The organism is Mesorhizobium sp. M0018, from assembly GCF_040323955.1.
GTDB lineage: Bacteria > Pseudomonadota > Alphaproteobacteria > Rhizobiales > Rhizobiaceae > Mesorhizobium.
This window is the reverse complement of sequence record NZ_JAMYVL010000021.1, coordinates 1-16,623: the sequence shown is the minus strand read 5'-3', so window position 1 is coordinate 16,623 and position 16,623 is coordinate 1. Positions and strand designations below refer to the sequence as shown.

The following is a 16,623-nucleotide window of genomic DNA, read 5'->3' as shown; positions in this document are numbered from 1 at the left end:
TTGGCGTCGCACAAATGCGGCTCAAACGAATAGGTGGCCTCAGATCGTCGCCGACACGTGCCGCTCGCGACCGTAGAGCGAAACCAGGAGCACGATGACCAGGCCAAGTGCCGCCTGCACGGTCGAGGGCCGGAAGCCGAGGCCGATCAACAGCGTGTTGATCTCCGTCAGCACCAGCACGCCGGCAATGGTGCCGAAATAGCTGCCGCGGCCGCCGACAAGGGCGGCGCCGCCGACCACCACTGCCGCGATCGTCTGGAACAGATAGGGCTGGCCGACATCGCCATAGGCCGAGCCGGTGAAGCCGAGCAGCAGCACGCCGGCTGCGGCGGCGAAGAAGGCGCTCGCGGCATAGGTCACGGTCCACATGCGGACCGGATCGATCAGCGCCAGCGGCGCAGCACCTGGATTGCTGCCTAGGGCGTAGAGACGGCGGCCGTATGGCGTGCGCGCCAGCACCAGCGCCACCAGCAAGGTCAACACCGCGACGCATGGCACCAGCCCCGGCACCGGCAGCGGTCCGACCGAACCGCCGATCGAAACGAAGGCGGAAACCGCTTGCGGCGCCGATCCGGATGGAAAACCACCGGTCCACAACAGGACGGCGCCTTGCACAATCATGCCGATGCCGAGCGTGACGATCAGCGGGTGGATGTCGAGCCCGCGCGAGATCAGGCCGTTCAGCGCCCCGATCAGTAAGGCGAGCGCGCTGACGACCGCGCAGACAAGAGCAAAATTCCAGCCGACGCCGTAGAGCTGTGCGGCAACGACATTGGCAAAGCCGATGATGAAGGGGATCGACAGATCGATACCGCCCAGGATGACGACGAGGGTCTGGCCGATCGATGCCACCGCCAGCAGCGAGGCGATCACCAGCAGCGCCCGGATGGCGAACGGCTGGGAGTAGCCCGGGATGAGCAAGGTGCCAAGGAGATGCAAGGCGACAGCGACGGCAAAGGCACCGGCGACGCGGGCATTGGTGGACTGGAACCAGTTCCGGCTCATGCTTCTCAGCCTTTCCGTCCCGAGAGCCGCTCCTGCAGCGCCGTCATGATGACCGCCACAACCAGGATCGCGCCATAGGCGATCTGCAGCACATAGGTGGAGACGTTGAAGGCGGTCAGCACGCTCTGCAGCAGGAAGATGTCGACAGCGCCGATGGCGGCGCCGGCGAGCCCGCCGCGCCCGCCGGCAAGGCTGACGCCGCCGAGCGCCACCGCGGCAATCGCGATCAGCGTGTAGGTCGGCCCGATATTAGGGTCGGCCGAACCGATCAGGGCGGTCAGCATGAGGCCGGCACAGGCGGCAAGTATGCCGGTCATGACATAGGCGATGAAACGTACTTTCGTCACCGGAATGCCGGCCGTGTAGGCGGCGCGGTCGTCGCTGCCCACCGCCATCAGCTGGTCGTAATAAGGCGTCTGCCGCACCAGCCACCAGAACAGGAAGATCAGCGCCAGCGGCAGTGCCGACCAGGGTCCGGCCATTGCCTTCAGCCAGCCCGGCGCCGGACCGATCGGCGCCGGCAGGATGGTCAGCGTCATGCCGGTGAGGATCAGATAGGTGCCGAGCGTCGCAACGATCGGCTGGATGCGAACGATGGTCGCCAAGAAGCCGTTGGCAGCGCCGACGATCGCGCCGATCAGAAGCGCCGCCGGCACGATGACCAGCGGCGAAGATATGCCAAGCCTGAGAAACAGCAGCTGGATCACCATCGCATTGACGAAGCCCATCAATGGCCCGACGGAAATGTCGATGCCGCCGCGCCCAGCGAGGATCACCGGAGCCGAGGCGACCGCTGCGCCGATCAGCGGCGCGGCGAGCCCGATCAGCGCCCCCCAGGCGGCAGGATGGAAGCGCGCCGGATTGAGCAGCAGATTGACCGCGATCAGGATGGCCAGCAGCACTGCCGCAAAGCCAGCGCCGCGCCATCGCGCCGCCATGCGCCGCAACCCGCTCATGCCGCGCGCCCGAACATGGCGGCGATCACCGTATCGCTTTTCATCGCATCTCCGGTGATTTCAGCCGCCACCTGCTGTTCGCGGAACACCAGCACGCGATGGCAAAGCAGGAGGATCTCCTCGATCTCGCTCGACAGGATGACCAGAGCCATGCCGTCCGCCGCCAGTCCACGAAACACATCGTAGAGGACATGGCGCGTCGCCACGTCGACACCGCGCGTCGGATCATTGAGGAGCAGGATCGCCGGTTCCAGCGCCAATGCGCGGGCCAGCAGCACCTTCTGCTGATTGCCGCCGGAAAGCGTGGTGATCGGGGCGTCCGGCCGTGGCGCGATGATCGACAGTCTGTCCCGATAGCGTTCATAGCGCTGCCGCCGCGCAGCGAAGCTGAGCAGACCGAAACGCATATCGCGCGACAGCGTCGAGACGGCAAAATTGTCGAGCACCGATTGGGTCGGAAAAATGCCGGTGGTGCGCCGGTCGCGCGGCAAATAGGCGATGCCGCCGGCGACCGCCTTGCGGAAATTGGTGATCGCGCGTGCTCCGGTTGGCGCCTCGACGGTCACCTCGCCACCGGCCGGGCGTTCCAGGCCGGCCAGCACTTTCAGGAACCGCTCCTGTCCGTGGCCGTCGAGGCCGGCAAGGCCGACGATCTCGCCAGGCGCGATGGTTTGCGTCATGGGGCTTGCGCCCGGCGCGATCACCAGGCCACGCACCGAAAGGCTGGCGCGATCAGCCATGCGCCAGCTCCGCCGCCGTGCGTGGCGCCATCGCTCTGAGAAGTTCGGATGCGGAGGACGTGCCGCGTTCCTCAGTCGTCACCACGCTGCCGCCGCGCAGCACGGAAATCCGGTCCGAAAGCGACATCACCTCGTCCATGCGATGGGTGATGAACAGGATCAGGCAGCCTTCGGAGGCAAGCTTGCGCATCATGGCGAAGACCGCCTCGCGATCGGCAAAGTCGAGCGCCGCCGTAACCTCGTCAAGGATGAGAATGCGCGGGCTGCGCACCACGGCGCGGGCGAGCACTACCAATTGCTGAACCGCAAGCGGCAATTGCCCGGCCAACTGGTCGAGCGGGATCTCGGTCACCGCGAAGCGCTTCAGCACCGCTTGCGCGCGTTGCCGCCGCTCGGCACGCGGCACGGTGCGCGTCAGCAAGCCGTCGAGGCCGAGCAGGATGTTGTCCGTCACCGAACGGTCAGGCGCGATCAGCACTTCCTGGAACACGGTGGCGAACCCGGCGCCCTGGAACGCCGCCGGCGAGAGGCCGGTAAAGGGCGCTCCGTCGAGCAGGATCGCGCCGCTGTCCGGCTGGACGATCCCCGACAGCAGCTTGACCAGCGTGCTCTTGCCCGAACCATTCTCGCCCAGGATGGTGTGGATCGTGCCGGCGCGGAATGCGATTGAGGCATTGGCCAGCGCAATCGTTTCGCCGTAGCGTTTCGAGATGGCCTGGACTTCCAGCATGAGCAATCCTGATGGAGAAAGCCGGCACCGCCCGTGCGGAGCCGGCCTTCGTATCCTACTTGGCGCAGGCGTCCGGCACCTTCGAATAATCCCAGCCCTTGGTGGGTGCCGGATTGGCGAAGTAGGCATCGAGCCATTCCTCCGGCATCGGATCCTTCGGCGGGACCGGGAAGATCGAGACGGCGTCCGGCGTCATGCAGTCCTTGTACCAGGCGCCGAGGTCGGCATTGTGCACCGGCGGAATCGGGATCAGCAGCGTGTTGAGCTTCGCCTTCTGTCCGTCGAGCATGCGCACGCCGACACGAAACAGCGTCTCGGCCGTCCAGTGCGGCAGAACCGCATGGCCTTCGAAGCGGTATTTGTCGGGATTGGCCTTCCAGTAGCCGAGCGCATCGCCGGTGATCGAGCCGGTGATCAGCGGGGCAGGGCGGCCGGCCTCGGCAAAGGCCTCGGCGACGACGCGGCTTTCGCTGCCCGTCGTCCACACCGCATCGATCGGCGCCGGATTGGTGGCGATCGCCTGCAGCACCGCCGTCTTGGTGACGTTTGCAGTCCAGTTGCCGTTGACGCTGCGCGAGACCTTGAGCTTTGAATTTTCGGCCAGCGCCTTGTCGGCGCCCTGGCGCTCCTGCACGACGATCGGGTGACCGGCAATGCCTTCGACCAGAAGCACGCTGCCGCCGTCCGGCATTGCTTTGCCGATCGCGGTCATCATGTCGTAGCCCCAGCGCGCATAGTTGGAATCGACATTGATCGCATTCGGGCTGGTCACCGACCCAGCTGCCGTGATGAAGGGGATGCCGGCTTTGGCTGCGGCATCGATGGCATCGTCCAGCGCCGTCGCCGAGCCGGGGATCGAGGTGATGATCGAGCATTTCTTGTCGATGAAGGCGCGGATCTGGTTGATCTGCTGACTGGCGTCGTTGTTGGAATCCGACACCTCGAAGCTCGCCACGGTGCCGTCGGCGATCAGGCCGTCGACCAGCCGCTTCAACTCCTTGGTCACGGTGACGCGCCACGGATTGCCCTGGTAGGACTCGGAGTGGCACCATTTCCACGGCTTTGACGGCGGCGTGAAATTATCCCAGGCCGACGGCAGCACCTTTTGCGGCGCGCCGTCATATTGTGCCTTCAGTTCGGTCGGCAATCCAGCAATCACGCCCGAAACGTCTTGAGCGCAAGCTATGGTCGTGACCGATGCAAGTGCGGTTGCGGCCATAAGGCCGCGGATCAGGCTGTTCATGTTCTCCTCCGTTCGGTTGTTTCAGGCTCCTCCGCCGGCAACGCCGGACACCTGCGTCGAAAGGCTCTCCCGAAACAGGCGATTGAGATCGGCAACGACGCGAGCGGCATTGTGCCTTTCGCTCAGGCCGAGATTGATGCGATCGGACGCCGCCTGCTGGAACGCCATGTAGCCGTCGTGCCGCGGCCTCACCCAGGCACCTTCGAGCGTAGTCCGCGTGTCCTTGTAGAAATTGCCGGCGGCGGCGTTGACGGCGGCATCCGCCCAGGCTGCCGCATGGCCGGGCTGGCCGCCGGCCGAGGCGTAAGGGCCGCGCTGCACGTCACCGCTGGCGATCCAGTAGGCGAAGTCGATTGCTGCCTGTCCGGCCCTCGAGAAGGCCGACACGGCGATGCCGGTCCCGCCGAGCGCCGAGCCTTTGGGGCCGGCATTGCCAGCGGCCGGGATATCCGCGAAAGCCAGGCGGGTGGGTCGAAACCCGGCGATGGCATAGGAGACATAGCCATAGATCAGCGGCGCGCAGGCGATCCGCGAGCCGGATCCGGCCATTTGCTCCAGAACCGCGATCGGATCCATGCCAAGACAGGCCGGGTCGACGAGGGCTGCGATCTCGCGCATCATCTCGAAGACCTGCTTGCCCGCTGCCGGATCCACGTGGTCGCCAGGGCCTTCACCGGCGGGCCGGCCGAGATTGCCGGCAAGCGTGTAGAACACCATCAGCGAATGCGGCGGCCTCAGCGGCAACATCACGTGGCCTTGCCGGGCCAGATCGAGGGCATCGGCCCAGCTCGCCGGCGCAGCCGAAAGCATGTCGGGCCGCCATGCCTGCACCTGGCTGGCCGCGTCGATCGGAAACGCCCACTGCCGGCCTTGCCAGTTGTAGCTCGGAAAGGACCGGCCGACACTGCCCGCCGCAAGTGCCGCGCGTTCGGCTTCCCGGCCGGCGACATCGAGCGGCGCCAGGCAATTCTCGGCGGTGATCTGGCCGACATGCGGATGGTCGACGACGATCAGGTCGTAGGCACGGGCCAGTTCCTCGACCGGGAAGGATTCGAAATCCTGCAGCGAGCGCTTGTCCCATTCAACGGCGATGCCAGTTTGTTGCTTCCACAGTCTCGAACAGGCGACCATCGGGTCATAGCCGCGCGGATGGCTCCAGGTCATGCCTTTGAGCGTGGCGTCGCTCACAGCCCGAACTCCGCGCGGATTTTTGCGCTGTGCTCGCCGATGCGCGGCGCGGCCCGCTCGACCTTGGCGCGGATGCCGTCGACCCTGAGCGGCGAGCGCGTGGTGAGGATCGAAACGTCATCCTCGCGCGTCACCGTCTGCAGCATGTCGAGGACCTGGAAGCCTTCGCTGGCCATCATTTCCGGCCAGGTCAAAACCTTGGCGCACCAGATGTCGGCAGGCTCGAGGATGGCAAGCCATTCGTCGACCGTCTTCGTTGCGATCTTTTGCGCGATGATCGCCTTGATCTCGTCGCGGGCAGTGAACCAGGTCGACGGCTGATCGCGGTAGGGCGCAAGTTCCTCGAGCCCGAGGAGATCGGCGAGTTTCGAGATCGGCGTCATGGCGATCGCCAGATAGCCGTCCTTGGCCGGATAGACGCCGTAGGGCGCCGAGAGATAGGCGTGCGCGCTGCGGAAGCTCGACCGCCGCGGCAGCCGGCGCCCGTCATTGAGGTGCGTGGTCAGCACCTCGAATTGGAAGTCGACCAGCGCTTCGAGCAGGCTGGTCTCGACATGGCTGCCCTTGCCGGTCACGCCGCGCCGCACCAGTGCGGCGAGGATGCCTTGCGCGGCGGCGGAACCCGCCAGCATGTCGGCGATCGCCAGGCCGAAGGGCACCGGCCCTTGGTCCTCGTCGCCGTTCAGCCACATCACGCCGGAGCGCGCCTGCGCCAGCAGATCCTGCCCCGGCCGCTTGACCCACGGGCCTTCCTCGCCATAGCCACTGATCGAGGCATAGACCAGGCGCGGATTGATCTTGCGCACCGCCTCGTAATCGAAGCCCAGGCGTTCGATGACGCCGGGCCTGAAATTCTGGATCAGCACGTCGGCCTTGGCCAGCAGGCCGCGCAGCGCCGCAAGGTCGGCCTCGTCCTTCAAGTCGATGGCAAGGCTTTCCTTGGCGCGGTTGATCGCATGGAAAATGGTGGAATCGCCGCCGATCTCGGTGTCGCTGAGATAGAGCCGGCGCGACAGGTCGCCGCCGTCAGGCCGTTCGATCTTGATGACCCGAGCGCCGAGGTCGAGCAGCCGCAGCGAGCAGTAAGGCCCGGACAAGAACTGGCTCATATCGACAACGATGAGCCCGGTCAGCGGCAGTTCGGCAATGGCAGCCATTGCCTATTTCTCCGTCTTACCGGCGAAATCGGCCGGATTGCGGTACTTCACCGTCTGCAGGTGCTCGCAATAAAGCACGAGCTCGCCTTCACCCTTGAAGACTTCATAGCTGGCGCGGATCAGCCCCATTTCCTTGTATTTTGGCTTCTTGTCGAGGTTGGAGCGGATTGAATAGATCGTGTCGCCTATGAACACCGGCTTGATGAAGCGCAATTTGTCGTAGCCATACGAAAAGGCGTTGACGCAATTGGTGGCGACGAGACCGAGCCCGGCCGAGAACACGAAGGCCCCTGCCACCAGCCGCTTGCCGAAAATGCCTTGCGTCTCGGCGAACATCTGGTCCTGCACGTATGGATGGATGTCGAGCACCAGCGTGTTGAACAGATGGCTGTCGCCCTCGGCAATGGTCCGGCGCAGCGAGCGGATCTTCTGGCCGACCGGCCAGTCTTCGTAGAACCAGTTCTCCGCGTTCCAGACGGGAAGGTCGGCGTGATCCCTAGGCATGTTGGCGGGGTGTGTCGATGCCACGCCCACGGTTGGCGCGAAACTGCTCATGACAACTTCCTCTGGGAGCGGGAATCGTCCATCAGGGCGCGCCGCAGACCAGCGAAATGCATGATCGATCCTCCCGTCAATCTTCTTTTGTGAATAGTATTTTCACATATGGGGTTGCGTTGCAAGCGAGTCTCGGCGAAATTTTGCCTGCTCCGTTGGGGCCAATGCCGGCGGAACAAGGGAGGAAGTGATGCAGAATGCCTGTCTGATTTTCGTCGGCAGCCTCAATCGCGACGCCCCGTATTTTCAGGGCGCGCGCGGCATCGGGCTGGGTGTCTACAGTTTCGACGAAGGGACGCTGCAGACGAAGAAACTGGCCGAGACGGGAGACATCGACAATCCCACCTTCCTGTCGGTGACGCCGGACGGCTCCCACGTCTATGCCAACTCAGAAGTGTTCACCTGGCGCGAAGGGGTGGTCTCGGCCTACCGTTTCGACAGGCAGACCGCCACGCTGTCCTACATCAACAAGCAGCCGACGCTGGGCAGCATCACGGCGCACAACACCATCACGCGCGACCGGACCAAGCTGCTGGTCGCCAATTACGGCATGGGCGAGGGCGGCCCCGATCGCTCGGTCGTGGTCTATGGGTTGGGTGAGAATGGCGGCCTGACAGCGCCGTTGTCGAGCGTTGCCCATAGCGGGACCGGACCAGATCCTGCCCGCCAGGAGCGGCCGCATGCCCATAGCGTAACCGAGACGGTTGCCGGCGGCATGGCGATCGTCGCTGACCTCGGCATCGACCGGCTGGTGTCCTATCGCATCGGGCGCGACGGCAGCCTGACGAAACTCGCCGAGTCGGCGCTTGCGCCAGGCGCGGGTCCGCGCCATCTCGCACTGCATCCGGGCGGTCGCTTCGTGTTCGTCATGAACGAGCTGGATTCGACGGTTGTCTCGCTGGCGCTGGACGAAGCATCAGGCAAGCTTACGGTGATCGACAGCAAGCCGGCCGTGCCGCCCGAGGCGCGCGACGGCAATCACTGTGCCGACGTCCAGATCTCGCCTGACGGCCGCTTTCTCTACGGCTCCAACCGCGGTCATGACAGCATCGTCGTGTTTTCGGTCGACCAGCAAACCGGCAGGATTGCTCTTGTCGACTATACGCCTTGCGGCGGTGCCACGCCGCGCAATCTGGCACTGACGCCCTCGGGCGGCCATCTGTTCTCGGCCAACCAGAATGCCGACCGCATCTCGATTTTCGCCCGTGATGCCGCAACCGGCCGGCTGACCGACACCGGCCGATCCATCGATATTGGCACGCCGATGTGCGTGAGGATCGTGCGTTGAGCGCTGGCGGGTGAAAATTCCGCCAGTACCATGGCCATAAGAACGTGTCGTTTCAATACGAGGATCGGGACGCCCGTCGCGCGAGATAGGGAGCCACCAGCGCGCGTATGTCTGCGGCCGCTACGTCACCGGCAGCACGCAATGCGCGCTCGCAGCGCCCATATTCGTCAACTGCGCCTTCGAAATCATTGCGGCACAGTTGCTCCTTTATCAGCGCTTTGCAGATCGGTCCGGCATCTGGATAGAAGTCCAATACCGCTAGATATATCGCCCGTGCTTTGTCGGCTTGGTCGGCCGCCTCCAGCCGCTGGCCGAGCCGCAGCCCAAGATCGATCAGTTCGCGACGCACGCGCTCGCAAGCCGGGAGCGACCAGGAAGCGGTTCGCTCGTGCAACAACAACGGACCCGGGAATGCATGGAAGAGCGCCTCCGCGTCTGGCCGCAATCCCTCCGCATTGACCTTTGCGACAGTCTTGAGCCGTGCTTCCCAGTCGGCGAGGTCGACCCAGACCTTGTCCGATGCAAGGCGAAGCTTGCCTTCGCGCTGGACGATGAGGTCGGTCCGTCCCAACAGCTTGCGCAGCCGATGAAGCGCCTGGTCGCACGCCGCCCGCGCCTGGTCGCCGTCGAGGTTGGGCCACAGCCAGTCCTGAATGGTCTCCTGCGAGCGGGTATTTTCCTTTGAGATCGCCAGCACTCGCAGGATGTCGAGGGCCTTCGTCGGCGGCTTCGCGCCGAGCGCGAGAGGGTTTGCATCGAGTTCGAGCCGAAAGCCTCCGAGGACGTGGACCCTGAGCGGCCAGGGCCAGGCGGCGGGCCGCCGGGGCGGCGGCTCGAGCCGGCGTTCGCGGATCAACGACCGGCAGAACTCGGGCTCGATGCCGCGCTCAAGCGCATCGCCAAGCAGTTCGGCGAGCAATTCCGGGACATTGAGCAGCACCATTGGCCAGCTGATGTCGCGCAGCGCTTCCAGGAAGGCCTGCAGCCGGTCGCCATAGTGCGGATCGTCGCTCCACAGGTTCTCCAATGCGGCCGCTGCCAGAATGCATATCTCGGTTCGCTTGTGGGCGCCGCCGTCCAGCCGCGGCAGCAGATCGCTGAGAAGCACGGCGGCTTCGCGCGGCTTCCTGTCCGCCAGCAGCACCTGGAACTGCGTGATGTAGTGCGGCCAGCGCTCGATCATCGGCTCGTTGGCCGCCTCGATGGCAGTCATGAAGCGCTCGCAATCCTGGTAAGCGGCCGTGAAATCGCCTTGCCTGGCATGGAGCGCGGCGTGGCAATCGGCGACGACGGCGACCTGCGTGGTGAAACGGCTGTCGGCGATCTCGGCCAAACGCTCGACCACTTGGTGGAACTCGGCAAAATCGTTGCGGACCTTCATCTGCATTTGCAAATGATAGAGCCCCCCGAACTCCACGCCCCTCAGCGATTCGCGCTCGCCAATTGCGATCGCCGCCCGCAACGCCGCTTCGGCCGACGGATAGGGAAAATCCCTTCTCTTATAGGGAAAATAACGTCCACTTTCCGCACCAAAGGCGACCAGCCACATGCCGAGAATCCAAGGCAGCACGCTCTTGTCACTCAAATCGTCAACGACGCTGTCGACGGCCTTGGCGAACAGATCGGCGCGCATGGTCGATACCGAAAGATCGATCAGCGTTTCGCTGGCAAGCAGCCGCAATCCGCTCGGATCGTGCTCGGGATTCCGGGTCAACCGCTCCAGGAGTTCGGTTTCGAGTGCTTGTCCGGCGGGGCTGCTGCGATAGCAGTCGTCGCCGAAGTTCAGCGCCCGCATCATGCCAATGCGTACCAGCATCGCTTCCTCGGAAGGTAGTTCCGGAAGCCCGCGTTCGATCAGCTCGAACGCCCGTCGCGTCCACATGGACAGACCTTCGTACGTGCGCCAGCTGGCAGTCTTGACCAACACCGCCCGCGACACAGTGAGGCACAGGCCGCGCAGATCGTCGGCCTCGCCAAAGGCTTGCCACGCCTTGGACAGCCAACGCTCCGCCGCAGCGTCGTCGGGCATGTGGGCCACGCCCAGCCAATAGAAATGCCAGCCATTCATGATGGTTTCCGGCAATCGGCCGCACCACTCGATGAAGGTCGCGCGGCTCCCTTGCGCCAGCAAGTCCTCTGCGCGGCTCAGCAGCAGGTCGCTCGCTTGGTCCCAGTCGTCGGCCTGTAAGGCGAGGCGTATGGCTTCGTCATGACGGCCCGCCCCCGCAAGGACCTTCGCCGCCTTTCGCCGGAGCGATTGCTGCTCTTCCCTGGCAATTTGCTGTGCGAAACGACGCTCGAGGAAGTCGCGCAAGAGGTCATGAAGGTGAAAGATATCGCGGTTGTTTTCCGAGCGCGTGACCAGAAACTGTCGCCTGTAAAGCCTGTCGAGCAGCTTTCCTGCTTCGCCCGACCCGATCATCTCGTCAGCCAACCCGGCGCTGATTTCGGGCAGCAGATTGAGTTTCAGCAGCATGTCCTGGTCGACGGAGGGAAGGGAAAGGAAGAAATGACGACCGAGAACGTCGGGCAGCACGTTCTGCCCGCCGGGGACCGTCTCCGTTGTGCCGTCCAGTCCGGCTTTGGTGCCTTGGTCCGCGAGCAGGACGAGCCCGACCGCCCAACCGCGCGCCGCCTCGACATCGACCCGAGCGGCGTCCCTCGAACGCAGGTGGACGAGATCGCGCGCTTCCGCGGTCGAGAATTCGAGCGCGTGGCGGTCGATGACAGCCATTTTGCCCTTGAGAATGAGGTCGCCCAATTCCTCCTGGGGCAGCGTGCGTGAGACACAGATGCAGCGGACGGTGTCAGGAAGTTCACGGAACATCTCGGAAAGCACCGCCCGAAATTCTGCGGTATCGGCGTCGTGCAAATCATCGAGCACCAGAATTGTGCCGGGCTTTAGCCGAGCGAAATAGGCTCTGGAAAAGCGCCTGGCGAACTCCTTCGGCTGCTCGGCATACTCGACGCCGAAGACCGGCATGTCTCCAGCCGAGACTGAGTCCAGCGACTGCGCCAGATATTGAAAGAACCGCGCTATATCCTGGTCGCCCTCATCGACACGGTACCATATGTGCGGCGCCTCGACGCTTTCGAGATAATCGATGACCGCGGTCGTCTTGCCGTAGCCGGCCGGTGCCGCCACCCAGCATACGCTCGACCGCGACACCCGATCGATTGCTTCGAGAACGCGGTTCCGCCTCAATATCCTGGCGCTGCGCGGGGCCGCCAGCTTGGCGATCCGGCCTGTGCCCGAGAGCGGTTGCGTCGCATCGGCTTCAAAGGCATCTAAGGCGGCCATGGGGGCTCCCGCTCGACCAATCATCGAGCGACGGTCGTGCTGCCATGACCGTCCCGCCGATCCGATTGACGTTAGCCTGGCGCAGTCATGCGACAATTCGTGGGGGCTTCGTAGATGAAGCGGCACTGGCTGATCCCGGGAGGGCGGATCTCGATGGTTGCGCAACCTGAAACTGGGCAATGGACGGCGGGCGAACCTCGCACTCGGTCTTCGACCGTCGGCTCCAAATCCGGTAGAAGACCTGATCATGGCTATTCCCTCCGATTGGCAAGCTCATGGGCTGCCTGGCAGTCCTTTCCAAACGCACGAGCTCATCCTGTGCGCAGTGGCATCCGCGCACATCGGTACGGTCACCTAGTTTCCCGGCGATTGATCTCCCAGTTTTCGCAAGCGTGCCTAGTTTTCAAGGCTTGTTGGGCGCCCGGGTCTTCGGTGCCTTACGCAACCGGAAATCGGGAAGCGGACGGGACCGGATTGTGCGAGGGGATGGGCGACCGGTGGATCCCGCACTCTGTTTTCGACAATCCGCTCCAGCGGCCCGCGCGCGGATTGTCCGCACTGCCGCACGCGACGGTGCAGGGCGCACAACCGATCGAGAAATAGCCTTTTTCGATGAGCGGATGCCGGGGGAGGCGATGATGGTCGAGATAGACCTCGATCTGCTGCCGGGTGAAGCGGGCGAGTGGCTCGATCTTCAGGCGTCCGTCAGTTTCTTCCAGCGTCGCAACATCCGTGCGAACTCCGCCATGATAGCGCTTGCGGCCGGAAATCCAGGCCTTGAAACCGCTCAGGGCCTTCTCGAGCGGCAGCACCTTGCGGATGTGGCAGCACCGGTCCGGATCGCTGCGGTGCAGCGATCCAGAGCCGTCGAGCACCCGCAGGACGTTTGCCCGGGGCGTGACGATGCGCACGTCGGTGAGGCCGAGCAAGGCCGTCAATTGCGTACGATAGGCGACCGTTTCCGCAAACAGCTTTCCGGTATCGAGCGTGGCGATGGGGAGCGACCTGTCGATCGATGCGGCCATGTGCAGCAACACCGCAGATTCCGCGCCAAATGAGGAGACGAGCGCTACCTTTCCGCGGAACAAGTCGGTGACGAGTGGCGCCAGCAGCTCGGGTCCGTCGAGATGGTTCAGCTCCGCGATGATGCCTTCATGGATGGCGATTCGGTCCGGTTTTGGCGTGACGCGGCCGGTTCATAGTCTGCTCACGAAATCGAGGACCGCCTGGCGGTCGGCCTCGTCCAGGCCGAAGAAGCGGTCGCGGACGATCTGCGCCGTGCCGCCATGCGCGAACACTGCATCGCGCAGTGTGGTCGCGCGGCCGTCATGCAGGAAGCGCTGGCGCAGGCGGATGCCGACCAGCGGCGTTGTCCGCCATTCGGCGCCGATGGCGTTGCCCTGGATGATCTTGTCGTCGAGCGCCGATCCCATGTCGTGCAGTAAAAGGTCCGAGTAGAGCCTGACTTCGCCTTTTGTGCCCGCCAGCGCCGGCACATGGCATTTGGCGCAGCCGACCGAAGCGAAGAGCCTTCCGCCATCGCTGGCCAGCATTGCGCTTTCGCTCGAGACCGACGGCGAGGCCAGGAAGCCGGCCGAGAACGGGATCAGTGCGCCAGAGGCCAGGGTTGCCGACAAAAGCACTCCGCTGGAGCCGAGGCCGATCAGGCGCCACGCACCGCCGGCTTCGCCGAGACGGCCGATGCGTGTGGTGATCCCGAGCGCGACCATCACCATCAGGAACAGGAACTGGTCGACGTCGAGAATGCCGCGGCGCAATTGCGGATCGAGCGTGATTTGCGAATTGAGCATCACCACGCCGATGAAGGCGACGATGAACCACGGGAACGGGATCGGCGTTGCTCCGGGCGCGCTCTTGCGGCCGCGAAAGAACGTGCCGATGGCCAGCAGAAGCGGGATGAGCATCAGCACCTTGCTGAGCTTGACGAGGGTAGCGGTGTTCAGCGCCCCGTCCGAGACTGCGAAGGAGGCGCCGTAGACCTGCGCCAGTTCGAAGATGCTCGCGCCGACGAACACGCCGTAGAGCCGGTCGTCGAGATGCGGCAGCCAGCCGCCCAGGAACATCACGGGATAGACGAGCAGCGCCGCGGTGCCGCTGAGCGTGATCAGGGCGATCGCAACCCCCGCGCTCTGGTCGCGTGCGCGCATCAGCGCAGCCACTGAGAGAATGGCGGCTGCGCCGCAGACGGCGCTTCCGACCGCGACCAGCAACGCGATCTCGGCCTCCAGCCTGAACAGCCTACGTGCGATGGCGTAGAGCAAAGCCGCGACCAGGATCAGTTCGATGGCCGCCACCGCGAGCGGCATCAGCCCGAGATCGAGGAACAGTCGCGTCGTGATGCGGAAGCCGACAAGGACGACCGCCAGGCGCAACAGGTAGCGCTTGGTGAAGTCGAGCCCCGGGCGCAGGACGTCGGGGCAGGCAAAGCTGTTGCCGATCAGCAGCCCGAAGAGCATGGCGACGAGGACCGGATTGCGCGACAGCGGCTCGCCCAATCCGCCGGCAATCCAGCCGCCCGCAAGGGCGAGCGCGGCCGCCACGGCTATACCGGGCAAGATCGAGTGCGCTTGTTCCGGCGCATGCGAAAACGTCAGGGCGATGCTCATCGCCTGGCCTCCTCGGCCGGGGTGAGCGTTCGCAGATAGGCAGCCACCGCCTCGATCTCTCCGGACCCTTGTTCGACGGGTTGCGTGTCCGTCCCGCTGTGGCCGGAGACGACGCTGGTGATGCCGAGCTCCCTGGTGAAAGCGTCGGCGACCATCTCTTCGAGGACCGCAATGTCGGCCTTCCAGCCATAGCGGCCGACGCGCGTCGCGCCGTTGGCATCGAGGACATAGTGCGGGCGGCCCTTGATCCCGTCGCCTTTGCTGACTGCCTGCGCCTCGATGACGCTGTCGGGTATGTCGTCTATGCCAGCGACGCCGTAGAGGCTGGGCGGCATGCGCAGCGAGATGACATTGGCCTGCTGCGGCAGTGCAGCCGGTTCAGCCGCGATGCCGGCACCATCGCGCAGCATGTAGCGCCGGGCGACCGGGCTGTTGGGATGATCGATCGGGACCGTGCGCCCGGATCCCGGATCCATATGGGCTATCCTGCGCGCGAAACGGTTCTCATCCGCGCTCGCACCGCCGGGGCCGGGATGACAGGACAGGCAGGACGTCGCATTGAACAATGGTCCAAGACCGGTCCGCGGCGTGAAATCGGTGTGAAACAGCTCCCTTCCGCGAGCGGCGAGATCGGGGTTGGCGGCAGCATTTTGCGTCTGCTGGGCCGTCGCCGACACGCCGTGCTCGTCAAAAGCAGGAACCTCGAGCAGCGCTCCGTCGCGGCCGGGAAATCCGGGAAGCTCGCCGCCTATCGTTATCCAGATCCGCTGCGCGTCCGCCGACATTGCGATGGCTCGCAGGCGATCGCCGCCGAGAGGCCCAAGGCCAGGGATGTCGATCGTCGCTCGGGCGAGAAGCCGGCCGTCCTGGCTTATGCGCAGCAGCGAGCCGTCGCCGCGATTGGCGACGAACAGGTCCGACCCCCCGGCAAGCGTCGTATGGCTCGAAAAGTGCGGATTGGCGATCTCGGGGACAGCGGCGGCAATGTCGACTGGACGATCGAATTCCGGCAGCGAGACCATGCCAGCCCCGGCGACCGTGAAATGCCGCCGGTCGTCTTGCAGTTTCAGCAGCACCAGCCGGTCGCGGCCGGGGTCGGCGATGTAGAGAACACGGTCCGGGTTCCACTTGAAGGCAATGCCGATGACGCCGGGATCGTCGCCGCTGTTGCGGCCCATGCTCACCGTGCCAGGGCCGGCTAGGCCGTCGACACCGTCCTGGACATGGATCTGGACCACGCTGCCGTCCGCAGTGACCGCGCCGAACACGGCAAATCCGCTGCCGTCCGGTGACGGGCCGAGAAACGCCGTTCCGAGCGCACCGGTCTGCAGCCCGCCGGGCGTCAGTTGGCCGCTTGCCCGGTAGTTCAGCCGCTTCGCCAGCCATCCGTTGGCCAGCCAGCCGCTCGCCAGCCATCCAGTGGGTTGAGCGATCTGCGCTTGTTCGCGATCGGTAGACCGGCCGGCGAACACGCCGCCGGCCTCGCGGCTTGGCGCATTGTCGAGCGGGGCTCCGTCGGGGTCGACGACGGTGACGCTGCCTTCGCCGGCCAATCCGTTCGGCGCGTTGGCGATCCAGGGCCTTCCAAAGGCGTTGTTGATCGAGATGTAGCGCGGTCCGGATGCCGCCGCCAGCCGCGCCGTTCGAGCCTGGCCATTGTAGCGCCGGTTGAGGAATGGCTCGCTCTGCGCCGTGTAGAGCTGGACTGGGCTCGCTCCGCCATAGTCGGCTAGATCTTGGTCGGTGAGATCCTGCGGAACCAGGATCGTGCCCGATTTGTCGCCGCGCGGATCGATTGACAGGATCGCGCCAGGTTTGAATACGAGATCGCCG

Annotated in this window: 13 protein-coding genes; 1 reads left to right on the top strand and 12 read right to left on the bottom strand. The window is 64.8% G+C overall.

The window, feature by feature from the left end:
• Nucleotides 1-39 precede the first annotated feature (39 nt).
• Genes NKJ81_RS24695 through NKJ81_RS24660 form a run of 8 tightly spaced genes read right to left on the bottom strand, consistent with a single transcriptional unit; the run spans nucleotide 40 to nucleotide 7,574 of the window.
• Nucleotides 40-1,005 (bottom strand): ABC transporter permease, encoded by a 966-nt coding sequence (locus NKJ81_RS24695; RefSeq protein WP_352472915.1) that lies wholly within the window; start codon nucleotides 1,003-1,005, stop codon nucleotides 40-42.
• A 5-nt stretch (nucleotides 1,006-1,010) separates the two neighbouring features.
• Nucleotides 1,011-1,961 carry an ABC transporter permease gene (locus tag NKJ81_RS24690; RefSeq protein ID WP_352472916.1) on the bottom strand — a complete coding sequence of 317 codons (951 nt, stop codon included), beginning with the start codon at nucleotides 1,959-1,961 and terminating at the stop codon, nucleotides 1,011-1,013.
• Nucleotides 1,958-2,701, bottom strand: coding sequence for an ATP-binding cassette domain-containing protein (locus NKJ81_RS24685; protein ID WP_352472917.1), 744 nt, complete (start codon nucleotides 2,699-2,701; stop codon nucleotides 1,958-1,960). The genes NKJ81_RS24690 and NKJ81_RS24685 overlap by 4 nt, the downstream gene beginning before the upstream one ends.
• Nucleotides 2,694-3,431: an ATP-binding cassette domain-containing protein gene (locus NKJ81_RS24680; RefSeq protein ID WP_352472918.1), complete on the bottom strand. Its 738-nt coding sequence runs from the start codon at nucleotides 3,429-3,431 to the stop codon at nucleotides 2,694-2,696. Before NKJ81_RS24680 ends, NKJ81_RS24685 begins: the two co-directional genes overlap by 8 nt.
• Nucleotides 3,432-3,486: 55 nt before the next feature.
• A complete protein-coding gene (locus NKJ81_RS24675; protein WP_352472919.1) occupies nucleotides 3,487-4,674 on the bottom strand; it encodes an ABC transporter substrate-binding protein in 1,188 nt (395 codons plus the stop codon).
• 21 nt (nucleotides 4,675-4,695) lie between these two features.
• On the bottom strand, nucleotides 4,696-5,838 hold the full coding sequence (locus NKJ81_RS24670; RefSeq protein WP_352472930.1) for an ABC transporter substrate-binding protein: 1,143 nt from the start codon (nucleotides 5,836-5,838) through the stop codon (nucleotides 4,696-4,698).
• Nucleotides 5,839-5,858: 20 nt separating this feature from the next.
• Nucleotides 5,859-7,019 (bottom strand): CaiB/BaiF CoA transferase family protein, encoded by a 1,161-nt coding sequence (locus NKJ81_RS24665; RefSeq protein ID WP_352472920.1) that lies wholly within the window; start codon nucleotides 7,017-7,019, stop codon nucleotides 5,859-5,861.
• A 3-nt stretch (nucleotides 7,020-7,022) separates the two neighbouring features.
• The gene (locus tag NKJ81_RS24660) at nucleotides 7,023-7,574 is read right to left on the bottom strand and encodes a MaoC family dehydratase (RefSeq protein WP_352472921.1); all 552 of its coding nucleotides are present in this window, start codon (nucleotides 7,572-7,574) and stop codon (nucleotides 7,023-7,025) included.
• 190 nt (nucleotides 7,575-7,764) lie between these two features.
• Here NKJ81_RS24660 and NKJ81_RS24655 point away from each other — a divergent pair, with 190 nt between their 5' ends.
• On the top strand, nucleotides 7,765-8,862 hold the full coding sequence (locus NKJ81_RS24655) for a lactonase family protein (RefSeq protein WP_352472922.1): 1,098 nt from the start codon (nucleotides 7,765-7,767) through the stop codon (nucleotides 8,860-8,862).
• A 52-nt stretch (nucleotides 8,863-8,914) separates the two neighbouring features.
• Here NKJ81_RS24655 and NKJ81_RS24650 read toward each other — a convergent pair whose 3' ends face one another.
• The 4 genes from NKJ81_RS24650 to NKJ81_RS24635 form a co-directional block, all read right to left on the bottom strand.
• Entirely contained in the window at nucleotides 8,915-12,163 is a 3,249-nt protein-coding gene (locus NKJ81_RS24650) for an AfsR/SARP family transcriptional regulator (protein ID WP_352542031.1), read from the bottom strand.
• Between the two features lie 437 nt (nucleotides 12,164-12,600).
• Complete coding sequence (locus NKJ81_RS24645; protein ID WP_352542049.1) at nucleotides 12,601-13,308, bottom strand: phosphoadenylyl-sulfate reductase; 708 nt, start codon at nucleotides 13,306-13,308, stop codon at nucleotides 12,601-12,603.
• 51 nt (nucleotides 13,309-13,359) lie between these two features.
• Entirely contained in the window at nucleotides 13,360-14,790 is a 1,431-nt protein-coding gene (locus NKJ81_RS24640; RefSeq protein WP_352472925.1) for a putative sulfate exporter family transporter, read from the bottom strand.
• Nucleotides 14,787-16,623 (bottom strand): di-heme oxidoredictase family protein (locus tag NKJ81_RS24635; protein WP_352542030.1); only part of this gene is annotated, 1,837 nt, incomplete at its 5' end. The genes NKJ81_RS24635 and NKJ81_RS24640, both read right to left, overlap by 4 nt.

Excerpts from the sequence above, each read along its gene's own strand:
- NKJ81_RS24680 (WP_352472918.1), bottom strand. The coding sequence starts at position 3,431 with ATGCTGGAAGTCCAGGCCATCTCGAAACGCTACGGCGAAACGATTGCG.
- NKJ81_RS24660 (WP_352472921.1), bottom strand. The coding sequence starts at position 7,574 with ATGAGCAGTTTCGCGCCAACCGTGGGCGTGGCATCGACACACCCCGCC.
- NKJ81_RS24675 (WP_352472919.1), bottom strand. The coding sequence starts at position 4,674 with ATGAACAGCCTGATCCGCGGCCTTATGGCCGCAACCGCACTTGCATCG.
- NKJ81_RS24655 (WP_352472922.1), top strand. The coding sequence starts at position 7,765 with ATGCAGAATGCCTGTCTGATTTTCGTCGGCAGCCTCAATCGCGACGCC.
- NKJ81_RS24670 (WP_352472930.1), bottom strand. The coding sequence starts at position 5,838 with ATGACCTGGAGCCATCCGCGCGGCTATGACCCGATGGTCGCCTGTTCG.
- NKJ81_RS24640 (WP_352472925.1), bottom strand. The coding sequence starts at position 14,790 with ATGAGCATCGCCCTGACGTTTTCGCATGCGCCGGAACAAGCGCACTCG.
- NKJ81_RS24695 (WP_352472915.1), bottom strand. The coding sequence starts at position 1,005 with ATGAGCCGGAACTGGTTCCAGTCCACCAATGCCCGCGTCGCCGGTGCC.
- NKJ81_RS24690 (WP_352472916.1), bottom strand. The coding sequence starts at position 1,961 with ATGAGCGGGTTGCGGCGCATGGCGGCGCGATGGCGCGGCGCTGGCTTT.
- NKJ81_RS24685 (WP_352472917.1), bottom strand. The coding sequence starts at position 2,701 with ATGGCTGATCGCGCCAGCCTTTCGGTGCGTGGCCTGGTGATCGCGCCG.
- NKJ81_RS24665 (WP_352472920.1), bottom strand. The coding sequence starts at position 7,019 with ATGGCTGCCATTGCCGAACTGCCGCTGACCGGGCTCATCGTTGTCGAT.
- NKJ81_RS24650 (WP_352542031.1), bottom strand. The coding sequence starts at position 12,163 with ATGGCCGCCTTAGATGCCTTTGAAGCCGATGCGACGCAACCGCTCTCG.